Consider the following 11,312-nt stretch of genomic DNA (forward strand, 5'->3'; position numbering starts at 1 on the left):
TCGCTCCTTCCAAGCGCAAAATAGCCGAAACTCTCACTTTCAAAGCGGACCAGTTTTCAGGGGGAAGGCCACATCGATCTCGCGGTTGAATTGAGCGCGGATGCAGAAAGGCGACATGAAATCAAACGCATTGTCTCGGCAGCCATGCCGGGCATCTTGTACGTGGAAGCCTGTCTAAGTTCTATAGAAGCCGCAGCGACAGAGTTTCTGAAGGATGGCGCATGGCTTGACGGCTGGTTTGCGGTTCGTCGCGCTATTCAGTTTGACGGAAAAGACTGGAAGCCCGAAGTTAAACGCCGGGTGAATGCGATAGAAGTGCAATTGCGCCCTTCTGATCCGCACAACGTAGCTAAAGCCTATGTTCTGGGGAAGCGCGGATCGAGTTTTGATATTCTCGATCTTGAGGCTGATATAGAGGGTAAAACTGACTATGCAGCCGCTAGCGACCGATTGGCGCAAAAAGCGGAAGCTCTAGGGCGTGACTTTGGCAACCAGAATGAGCTTCTAAATCAGTTTCTTCCGGAAGCGCTTCGCTCAGATTATACAAACCACGCATTTTCTTTCGGTGGGGGCCTCGCCCAATCCTCCGCCCCTCTGACAGACACGTGGCACACGCTGCGCAAAGCGCTAGTAAACGTTCCCGTCGAAGAGAGAAATGCTACGATCCTTGGCGGTTTCCTGCATCAAATTTTCAAGACCGATGCCTCGTTGGGTTCAACGATCCTCGACGAGGTGCTTATCGACCCTGATATGACCCAGCATCTCGTATATCTCCAAGTGCAGGCTGGCATAGATAGCGATGCGATCGAGCGACTGAGAAAAGCCATTTCTTCTGGCTGTGTCACAGCCCACGGTTTTTACGTCTTAACTTCCGGGGTCGTACGATCTGCACCGCAGGTCAAGCTTGCGATGTTGTTGGATGAGCTTTGTGGGCTAGAAAACGGAACGAGTGTAGCACTCGAAATTCTTCACATGGCGCTTTATTGCTTAAAGACTGACGGAGTGGAGGTGGAAGGTGCTTTGCTCGATATAGGGCACCAGCTCCTGCTTCGGACGAAATATACTAACAATAGCGATGTGAGGGAGCATCGGGTCCAGCAGACAATCAAGGAATGCTATTCTGGCCCATCAGGTGAACAAGGTGCACGGGAACTATGTAAGCTGCTTAAACTCAAAATTTCTGCTCATGAAGTTAGTGGTTTTGATATCGATTATGCACTTTTTGCCCTCTTCGAGGTGCAGCCCATAATCGCTCTAAACGAGTTTTTGCTCAGCGCTGAAACAGACGAAGACCATTCCATCTACGGGAGTGGCGGCTTAACCCGACAATCTCCACTCGAAAAGGTTGCCTCTAGTGTCCTGTGGTCATGGGCTGACCAAGCGCCTAGCGTAAGATATCCACTGATAAGCCGTTCGTTGAATGTTTTTTCTACTAAGGATTTCGACGATGATAACGGACTGTCTCTGCGGTTCCTTGAGGGTCTAGAGAGATCGCCAGATCGAGCTGAATTCCTAAGAAGCAACCCAGCTAGGATGCACCCTAACGGCTGGTCGGGGCATCTCTCGGCCATTTTGGATCGCCGCCGGGGGCATCTTGAGACATTAGCTGATCATTCCGATCCCAATGTCAGGATTTGGGTTGCGGAGCAGATTTCAGACCTAAAACGGTGGGCCGACTACGAGAGAACACGAGAAAGCGAGAGGGAGGAGACGTTCGAATAGCGTCGGACGTGCGAGGTTGATCGTCTCAATGGTAAGGCAATGCCTTGCTTGTAAGGTTTTTTGAAATTTTTCTGTCGCGCCAAAGGCAGACTTCAAGTCAGCGTAGAAACAGACGACTTTATTCCCCCCCCCCGGGGGGGCTGTACCTCAACGGGAAGTGGCTCGATTCGATCTCATCTTCCGGGCAGAGTAGACATGAGATGAGCGGCAAGGATCATGCGTGATGGGGAAACCACGTATTGATACGACACCCAAGGCCGATTTGCCTCGTAATTTAGGAGCAATGAAGTGGGGATAGAGTGGGGGCGAAACCTACCCGCCGAGAGGCCGTCATCTTAACCATTTATAAAATAATAAGAAAAATGGTGCTGCCGGAGAGGATTGAACTCTCGACCTCAGCCTTACCAAGGATGCGCTCTACCACTGAGCTACGGCAGCATGCCATTCATGCGGGCGGCGTCCTATGGGCGAGCAGGCGGCGCCTTGTCAAGCAAGGTGCTTGGCGAAAGCGCATGAATCCCGTTAAATGCCGGACTATGACCAGCACGCCTGTCGACGACCGCAAGGCCCGCCTCGCCGCGGCGCTGCGGCAGAATCTGCATCGCCGGAAGGCTGCGTCCCGTGCTGCACCGGAACAGGTCCCCGGCGGTGTCGCGCAGGAGCGGGAGCCAGACCCAACCTAGATCGCGCGTGTCGCTTCGGCGAGCCAGCCGCGCACGTCCTCGGGAACCATGGGCGTCAGCGTCTCGCGGACACGGGCGTGATAGGCGTTCAGCCAAGCCCGCTCCATATCGCTGAGCAGTGTTGCATCGACGAGGCGGAGATCGATCGGTGCCAGTGTCAGCGTTTCGAAGCCGAGCATGGTTTGCTCGGCGCCCTCCACCTCGACCGGGACAACCAGCACGAGGTTTTCGATGCGTATGCCGTATTCGCCGGTCTTGTAGTAACCGGGCTCGTCTGAGAGGATCATGCCCGCTGCAAGCGGCTCGTCGCCGCCGCCGAACGTGGCGATGCGCTGCGGGCCTTCGTGCACCGAGAGGAAGCTGCCGACGCCGTGGCCGGTGCCGTGCGCGTAATCGAGGCCCGCCTGCCAGAGGAACTGGCGCGCCAGCACATCGAGCTGGCTGCCGCGGGTGCCGACCGGGAAGCGCGCCGTGGCGAGCGCGATATGGCCCTTCAGCACACGCGTGAAGCGGTCCTTCATCTCCACCGTCGGCGTGCCGACGATCATCGTGCGCGTCACGTCGGTGGTGCCGTCGAGATACTGGCCGCCCGAATCGAGCAGGAAGATGCTGTCCTGCTCCACCTTGCGGTTGGTTTCCGGCGAGACGCGGTAGTGGACGATCGCGCCGTTCGGCCCGGCACCCGAGATCGTATCGAACGACAGATCCTTCAAAAGGTTGGATTCGCGGCGGAAATCCTCGAGCTTTTCGGCGACGGCGATCTCGTCGAGCGCACCTTTCGGCGCCTCGCGATCGAACCAGCCGAGGAAACGCGAAAGCGCCGCACCGTCGCGCACGTGCGCGGCCTTCGTACCCGCGATCTCGACCGGATTTTTGATCGCCTTGGCCAGAATGCAGGGATCGCGGGCCTCGACGATGCGCGCACCGCCAGCCTCCAGTGCCTGAAAGATTGCCGCGACGCAGGTGGCCGGATCGGCTGCGACGGTCTTGCCTGCCTTGCCGAGCGCCATGAGCGCCTCCACGAACGCTTCCGGGGGCAGGAGCGCAACGTCCGGCCCCAGATGCGCGACGACATCGGGCGTGATCTTCGCGGGCGCCGTGAAGAGCTGCGCCGTGCCGTCCGCCGCAACGATCGCGAAGGCGAGCGCCACGGGCGTGCGTGAGACGTCGCGGCCGCGTACGTTGAACAGCCATGCGATCGAATCGAGCGCGGCGATCACCACGCAGTCCGCCGTCTTCTCGCCGAGCCAGCGGGCGATGTTGGCGCGCTTTTCGGCTGACGCTTGCCCGGCAAGCGCCTCGCCGTGCACCTCGAAGCGCTCGGCTGACGGTGCCGGCCGGTCGGTCCAGACGCGGTCGACGGGGTTATCCGTCACCGGAACGAGTTCGGCGCCCTTCGCCGCGAGACGCTTGCCCGTCGCTTCCGCCCAGCCGCGCGTGTGCAGCCACGGATCGAAGCCGATGCGCTGCCCCGGCCCGACCTTTTCCTCCAACCAGTCGGCGATCTGCACTTTGGGCACGCCGAGGTATTGGTAGAGCGTGCCATCCACCTGATCGCGGACCTGCAGCGTGTAGCGCCCGTCGACGAAGATGCCGGCCTCTCCGCTCAGCACCACGGCGGACCCTGCCGAGCCCTCGAACCCCGTGAGCCACGCCAGCCGCTGCGCGTAGCTGCCGACATACTCGCTCATGTGCTCGTCGGTGAGCGGCACGACGAAGCCGTCGTAGCGGTTCTCCGCCAGCGTGCGGCGCAGCGCAGCCAGCCGATCGCGATAAGTCGACATCGAAAACTCCTCAAAAGGCGGTCCGTACGGCCGATTCTGCGCCGCTGCGCCAAGGCTTTGTTAAATTTCGCGTGCCAATATGGCGCGAGATCGAGACTGGAACAATCGCAATGATGGACCGCATACTGGCGCTGGGCGGCCAGTTCGACCCGAATTTCACGGCACTTGCCGTCATCATTTGCGTGATGTCGATGCTCACCGCCGTGCGGCTTTTCTCCCGCGGCTTCGTGGCGCGTGGCGAAGCGCGGCCCACATGGCTGCTGCTTGCCGGCATCTCCGCCGGTTTCGGCGCGTGGGCGATGCATTTCCTTGCGATGCTGGCCTATCATCCGGGCGTACCGACCGGGCACGGTCCGGTCGGGCTGCTCACCTCGCTGATTCTCGTGCTGCCGATGGCGATCGCGGCCTTTTACGCCGCTGCGAACCTCGACGGCTGGGTACGCCCGGCCTTCGGCGGCATCATCCTGACCTTCGCGGTCACGGTGATGCACTTCTCCAGCCTCAAGGATTTCCGCGTCGACGGCGTGTTCAATGTCGATCGCGATCTCGTGGCCGTCGCCTTCGTCGCCTGCGCGCTGCTCGCGGGCGCTGGCTTCGCGATTACCGGCCCGGCGCGCACAGTGCGGCGGCAAGCCATCGGCGGCATCGTCCTCGGCCTTGCGGTTTCGGCCTTCCATTTCATCGCCATGGCCGCGCTCAACATCGTTCCGGGCAAGGGCGAAACGGGCGGCCTCATCATCTCGGAGTTCGCCATCGCGGGCGCCATCGCCGCCGTCACGCTGATCGTCATCGCCACCGGCCTCGGTGCGGCGCTTGTCGACGCCAAGGGCGCCGAGCGCGCGGTCGAGCGCCTGCGCCGGCTCGCGAACGGCGCCTTCGAGGGCATCGTGATCACCGCACACGGCAAGATCATCGACGCGAACACCAGCTTCCTCAACCTCGTCCGCGCCGACCACGATGATGTCGTCGGCCGTTCGGTCGACAAGAACCTGCTCGAACGCGGCTACAGCCAGACCGGCAACGAGGATGCGCTGCTCAGCCCCTTCGACCACGGCGAGGCGATCCCGGTCGAGGTCCGCACGCGCAGCCTCTCCGACGACAAGGCCGAGGCGGTCTACGCGATCCGCGACCTTCGCGCGCAGCGCAAGGCCGAAGAAGAAATCCGCTACCTCGCGCAGCACGACAGTGCCACGCGCCTTCTCAACCGCAATGCCTTCATGGCGCGCCTCGACGCGCTGCTGGAGCGCGCCGCGCAGGAAGGCGAGCCGGTCGCGCTGCTGTTCATCGATCTCGATCTCTTCAAGCACATCAACGACGTCCACGGCCACCGTGCCGGCGATCTCGTGATCACCGAAGTTGCCAATCGCCTGCGCGGCATGGCCAAGGGATCGAGCCTTCTGGGACGCATCGGCGGCGACGAGTTCGTCATCGCGCTCTACGGCGGCACGCAGCCGACCGAAGCCGCGCAGTGTGCGCACAGCCTGCTCGAAAAGCTGCTGGAGCCGGTGCCCTACGAGGAGCACAAGGTCGAAATTTCCGGCAGCGTCGGCATCAGCCTGTATCCCGCGGACGCGGGCAACGCCTCCGACCTCGTCGCCTTCGCCGACATGGCGCTCTACCGGGCGAAGCGCGGCGGACGCAACGCCGCCTGCTTCTTCAGCCGCGACATGGACGAAGCGATCCGTGACCGTCGCCGCCTCGCGCGCGATCTCAAGAAGGGTATCGACGCGGGCGAGCTTCGGCTCAGCTACCAGCCGCTCGCCGCGATGGCGGACGGCCGCATCGTCGGCTTCGAAGCGCTCGTGCGCTGGCAGCATCCGGTGCGCGGGCTGCTGCAGCCCGACGACTTCATCCTCGTCGCCGAGGAAAACGGCCTCATCATCGCGCTCGGCAACTGGGTGCTGAAGCAGGCGTGTTTCGAGGCCGCGAAGTGGGAACGCCCCTTCCGCGTCGCCGTGAACCTCTCGGCATTGCATCTGCAGGACAATTCGCTCGTCAGCCGCGTGCACGAGATCCTCGTCAACAGCGGACTTTCGCCGGCGCGGCTTGAAATCGAGATCACCGAATCGGCGCTGTTCCTCGATCAGGCGCGCGCGCTTTCGAACCTGCGCCGCCTGAAGGCACTCGGCGTGCGCATCGCGATGGACGACTTCGGCACCGGCTATTCGTCGCTCTCGACGCTGAACGCCTTCCCGTTCGACCGCATCAAGATCGACCGCAGCTTCGTTGACGAGATCAGCCGTTCGCCGCAGGCGGAGAAGATCGTGCGCGCCATCGTCAGCCTCGGCCACAGCCTCGGCGTGCCGATCACCGCCGAAGGCGTCGAGACCGAAACCCAGCTCGAATTCCTGCGCCGCGAAGGCTGCGATCAGGTCCAGGGCTTCCTGATCGGCCGCCCCGAACACATCGACATGCACGCCGGGCTGGTGACGCCATCGAACCCCGGCGTGCCGGGCATAGAGGACGACAAGGTCGCGCAGGCCTCCTGAACGGTTGACCGCGGCGGCGCCGCTCGCGCAAACACACCGGACCTTCCCTGCGGCCGCCCGCGGCCCAGATCGACCGGAGTGCCATGACCGAGATTTCGAAGCCGCCCGTCGCTGCCCTGAGGCCGCACAGTTTCACGCACCACGGCATCACGGTTGAAGACCCGTATGCGTGGCTTCGCGATCCCGGCTACCCGCAGGTGACGGACACCGAAATTCTCGCCTACCTCAATGCCGAGAACGCTTATTTCGAAGCGGTGATGGCCCCGCAGAAGGGCCTGATCGACACGATCTTCACCGAGATGAAAGGCCGCGTGAAAGACGACGATTCGAGCGTCCCGCAGCGCGACGGCGATTTCCTCTACTGGTATGCCTTCGATGCAGGCGCGGAGTACCGCACATGGTATCGCCGCCCCGTCACCGGCGGCAGCGACACCGTGATCCTCGCCGAGCCCCGCCTCGCGGAAGGCCACGCCTATTTCCGGCTTGGCGGTCTCGCCGTCAGCCCGAACGGCCGCCTGCTCGCCTATGCGGTCGATACGAACGGTTCCGAACGTTATGTGCTGCGCGTGCGCGATCTCGAAACCGGCGCCGAGCTCTCCGACGTGATCGAAAACTGGCGCTACGGCCTCGTCTGGGCCGCCGATTCGCAGAGCTTCCTCTACACGGACGCCGACGAGAACTGGCGTTCCAAGGTGATCTGGCACCACCGTCTCGGCGATGCACAGTCCGCCGACCGCGCCGTCTACACCGAGGAGGCCGAGGAATTCGGCGTCCAGATCGGCCGCACGCAATCGCGCAGATACGCCGTGCTCCAGACCGGCGACCACGCGACAAGCGAGGTGCGCCTGCTGCCGACGGACGATTTCACGGCCATGCCGGTGCTCGTGTCGCCGCGCAAGGCCGACCGGCAATACGACGTCGATGAACGCGAGGGCACGCTCTACATCCGCGTGAACGATACGCACCCGAACTTCCGCATCGTCACCGCGCCGGTCTCCGCGCCGGGCCAGTGGAGCGAACTCGTCGCGGGCAGCGACCGGCACTACATTCAGTCCGTCACCAGCTTCGAGAACCTCCTCGCCATCGAGGAGCGCGTCGACGGTCTTTCGCAGATCCGGCTGCACCGCTACGAAGACGGCAGCCAGCGCTACATCGCCTTCCCGGAAGCCAGCTTCGTCGCGAACCTGTCGACCAATCCGGAATACCGCGCCGAGCGGCTGCGGATCGACTACCAGTCGATGGTGACGCCCAACACCGTTTACGACTATCACCTCGCCGACGACCGCCTCGAAACCCTGAAAGTGCGCGAGATTCCGAGCGGTTACGACCCCTCGCAATACGCGACCGAGCGGCTGATGGCGCCCGCGCGCGACGGCACATTGGTTCCCGTTTCCGTCGTCTATCGCCGGGATTTCGTGAAGGACGGCCGCGGGCCGCTGCACGTCTACGCCTACGGCGCCTATGGCTTCGCCTTCCCACCGGGCTTCTCGGCGAACCGGCTGTCGCTGCTCGATCGCGGCTTCGCTTATGCCATCGCGCACATCCGCGGCGGCGACGATCTCGGCTACCAGTGGTATCTCGACGGCAAGCTGCAGAAGCGCGCCAACACCTTCAACGATTTCGTCGATGTCACGCGCTTCCTGATCGATCAGGGCTTCGCTTCGCCCGGCCGCGTCACTGCGTCCGGCGGCTCGGCGGGTGGTGAGCTGATGGGCGCGATCGTCAATCAGGCGCCGGAGCTTTACGGCGCGGTCGCCGCGCACGTGCCGTTCGTCGACGTGCTGAATACGATGCTCGACGACACGCTGCCGCTCACCCCCGGCGAATGGCCGGAGTGGGGCAATCCCATCGCGGACGCAGACGCGTTCGCGCTCATCCGCAGCTACAGCCCCTACGACAATGTGACCGAGCAGGCCTATCCGGCGTTGCTCATCACCGGCGGGCTCAACGATCCGCGCGTCACCTATTGGGAACCGGCCAAGTGGGCGGCGAAGCTGCGCGCCGCCAAGACCGACGACAACGTGCTGCTCCTCAAGACCAACATGGGCGCGGGGCACGGCGGCAAGTCCGGGCGCTATGTCTCGCTGGAGGAGGACGCCGAGGAATATGCGTTCCTGATCAGTCAGATCGGCCAATGAGCGAGGATGCGCAGGTTTCCGTCTTCACGCAGCAGAAGAACCCTGCGCCGGAGGATATCGACGAGCTCGGCCATGTGAACAACGCCGTCTACGTGCGCTGGATTCAGGATATCGCGGTCGCGCATTGGTATTCTGTCGCGCCCGCCGATCTTGCCCGGAACGTCGTGTGGGTCGTCGTTCGCCACGAGATCGACTACCGCGCGCCGAGCCACCTCGGCGAAACGCTGACACTCAGAACGTGGGTCGGCGACGCCCCCAAGGGCGCACGCTACGACCGCTTCGTCGAAATTGCCGGGCCGGACGGCAAGGTGCGGGTGCGCGCACTCACCACATGGGCGCTGCTCGACCGCGAAAGCCGCCGTCCGATGCGCGTGACAGCGGAAATCACCGCGCCTTTCGTTCCGAAAAAGTCGGTATAGTTAGGAGTTTGCTAAGCTTGCCGCGCTAGTTTCCCTCAGCGGTCGACGGTTTCGGCCGAGGGGATCATGATGAGCGCATTCGGCAAAAAAGCTGGAATTGGAGCGGCACTGAGCGCGCCGCGTCGGGGCTTTGGCAACGCAGCGCCCATGCGCGGATCGCGCAGCACCCCGGTCGTGGAGCCGCTTCCCGACATTGACGAGGCACAAGAAAGCGCCGAGCCCGCGCTCGAACTTACCGGCGACCGCGTTCAGGATGCGATGCAGCGCCTCAGCGCGCGCGAGCGCGGCGCTGCCGGTTCGGTCAACTCGCAGCAGGAAGGCTTCGAAGCCTCGATCCACAAGATCAAGGAACAGGTGCTGCCGCGCCTTCTGGAACGTGTCGATCCGGAAGCCGCCGCCACGCTTTCCAAGGACGAGCTCAGCGAGGAATTCCGCCCGATCATCGGCGAGGTGCTCGCCGAGCTGAAACTGACGCTCAACCGCCGCGAGCAGATCGCGCTTGAAAAGGTTCTCGTCGACGAGTTGCTCGGCCTCGGGCCGCTCGAGGTCCTGCTCGCCGATCCGGCCGTCTCCGACATCATGGTGAACGGCCCCAACCAGACCTTCATCGAACGCAAGGGCAAGCTCGAACTCGCGAGCATCGTGTTCCGCGACGAGGAGCACCTGTTCCAGATCGCGCAGCGCATCGTGAACCGCGTCGGTCGCCGCATCGACCAGACGACGCCGCTCGCCGACGCCCGCCTGCCCGATGGCAGCCGCGTCAACGTGATCGTGCCGCCGCTCAGCCTGCGCGGCACCGCCATCTCGATTCGTAAATTCTCCGCCAAGCCCATCACCATCGACATGATGCAAAAGGGCGATTCGATGTCGGAGAAGATGGCGACGGCGCTGAAGATCGCCGGCGCCTGCCGCTTCAACGTCGTCATCTCGGGCGGTACGGGTTCGGGCAAGACGACGATGCTCAACGCCATGTCGAAGATGATCGACCCCGGCGAGCGCGTCATCACCATCGAGGACGCCGCCGAGCTTCAGCTCCAGCAGCCGCACGTGCTGACGCTGGAAACGCGCCCCGCGAACCTTGAAGGCAAGGGCGCGATCACCATTCGCGACCTCGTCATCAACGCGCTGCGTATGCGCCCGGATCGCATCATCCTCGGCGAAATTCGCGGGCAGGAGTGTTTCGATCTCCTCGCCGCGATGAACACCGGCCACGACGGATCGATGGCGACGCTCCACTCCAACTCCCCGCGCGAATGCCTCGCGCGTATGGAGAACATGGTGATGATGGGCGACATCAAGATCCCCAAGGAAGCCATCAGCCGCCAGATCGCCGATTCGGTGGACATGATCGTGCAGGTGAAGCGCCTGCGCGACGGTTCGCGCCGCGTGACGAACATCACCGAGGTCGTCGGCATGGAAGGCCCGGTGATCGTGACGCAGGAACTGTTCAAGTTCGAGTATCTCGACGAGGCCGAGGACGGCCGCATCATCGGTGAATACCGTTCGATGGGCCTGCGCCCGCACACGTTCGAAAAAGCCAAGGCCTTCGGCTTCGACCAGGCCCTGCTGGAGGCCTGCCTGTGACCGTCGAAGCTCTCATTCCGGTAACGCCGCCGCTCGTGAAATCGCGTCTGCGCACCAAGCGCAAGGCGGCGGTGGAACTCGTGCTGGAAGACGGCACCAGCCTTGCCGGCCACATGTTCGTTGGGCCCGACGAGCGCGTGCTCGAATGCCTCAACGACGCGCGGCCATTCATCCCGTTCCTACAGTCCGACGGCACCATGCTGATCGTCGCCAAGCTGAAGATCGCCGCCTGCCGCCCGCTCGAAGACTAACCTCCTTCTAACGCGGCCAGACCGCCGGCAGGTGCGCCGCACCTGCGACGAGCGCGAGCAGCGCCAGAAACATCACACCGTGCCAGGGCACCCAGGGCAACGCTCCGGGCTTGCGTTTGCGCCGCACTTGCCAGAGGCTGAGAAGGCCGAACGCGAGCGCGACCAGCATCATCTTCAGCGTGATCTCGAATGTCATGCGGGGCAGATAGTGCGTCGCCCGCGTATAGAACAGGTCCATGTAG

Annotated in this window: 8 protein-coding genes and 1 tRNA gene; 6 read left to right on the forward strand and 3 right to left on the reverse strand. The window is 63.1% G+C overall.

Features of this window, described 5'->3' with window-relative positions:
* The first annotated feature begins 90 nt into the window (after positions 1-90).
* Entirely contained in the window at positions 91-1,722 is a 1,632-nt protein-coding gene (locus ACFQ00_RS00005) for a hypothetical protein (RefSeq protein ID WP_381484411.1), read from the forward strand.
* A gap of 363 nt (positions 1,723-2,085) precedes the next feature.
* Here ACFQ00_RS00005 and ACFQ00_RS00010 read toward each other — a convergent pair.
* Positions 2,086-2,160, reverse strand: a tRNA-Thr gene (locus ACFQ00_RS00010).
* A 241-nt stretch (positions 2,161-2,401) separates the two neighbouring features.
* Positions 2,402-4,189: an aminopeptidase P family protein gene (locus ACFQ00_RS00015; RefSeq protein WP_381484412.1), complete on the reverse strand. Its 1,788-nt coding sequence runs from the start codon at positions 4,187-4,189 to the stop codon at positions 2,402-2,404.
* A gap of 110 nt (positions 4,190-4,299) precedes the next feature.
* Here ACFQ00_RS00015 and ACFQ00_RS00020 point away from each other — a divergent pair, with 110 nt between their 5' ends.
* The 5 genes from ACFQ00_RS00020 to ACFQ00_RS00040 all read left to right on the forward strand — a co-directional run bounded on the left by ACFQ00_RS00020 (position 4,300) and on the right by ACFQ00_RS00040 (position 11,070).
* Positions 4,300-6,678, forward strand: coding sequence for a bifunctional diguanylate cyclase/phosphodiesterase (locus ACFQ00_RS00020; protein ID WP_381484416.1), 2,379 nt, complete (start codon positions 4,300-4,302; stop codon positions 6,676-6,678).
* An 83-nt stretch (positions 6,679-6,761) separates the two neighbouring features.
* Positions 6,762-8,816, forward strand: a complete 2,055-nt coding sequence (locus ACFQ00_RS00025) for a S9 family peptidase (RefSeq protein WP_381484419.1) — start codon at positions 6,762-6,764, stop codon at positions 8,814-8,816.
* Positions 8,813-9,235, forward strand: a complete 423-nt coding sequence (locus ACFQ00_RS00030) for an acyl-CoA thioesterase (protein ID WP_381484421.1) — start codon at positions 8,813-8,815, stop codon at positions 9,233-9,235. The genes ACFQ00_RS00025 and ACFQ00_RS00030 overlap by 4 nt, the downstream gene beginning before the upstream one ends.
* Before the next feature lie 147 nt (positions 9,236-9,382).
* The gene (locus ACFQ00_RS00035; protein ID WP_381484423.1) at positions 9,383-10,819 is read left to right on the forward strand and encodes a CpaF family protein; all 1,437 of its coding nucleotides are present in this window, start codon (positions 9,383-9,385) and stop codon (positions 10,817-10,819) included.
* A complete protein-coding gene (locus ACFQ00_RS00040) occupies positions 10,816-11,070 on the forward strand; it encodes a hypothetical protein (protein WP_034910431.1) in 255 nt (84 codons plus the stop codon). The genes ACFQ00_RS00035 and ACFQ00_RS00040 overlap by 4 nt, the downstream gene beginning before the upstream one ends.
* 7 nt (positions 11,071-11,077) lie before the next feature.
* Here ACFQ00_RS00040 and ACFQ00_RS00045 read toward each other — a convergent pair whose 3' ends face one another.
* Positions 11,078-11,308 carry a hypothetical protein gene (locus tag ACFQ00_RS00045; RefSeq protein WP_381484426.1) on the reverse strand — a complete coding sequence of 77 codons (231 nt, stop codon included), beginning with the start codon at positions 11,306-11,308 and terminating at the stop codon, positions 11,078-11,080.
* Positions 11,309-11,312: the final 4 nt, after the last annotated feature.

The sequence above is a fragment of the Sphingosinicella xenopeptidilytica genome, from assembly GCF_042676985.1.
GTDB classification, from domain to species: Bacteria; Pseudomonadota; Alphaproteobacteria; order Sphingomonadales; family Sphingomonadaceae; genus Sphingosinicella; species Sphingosinicella xenopeptidilytica.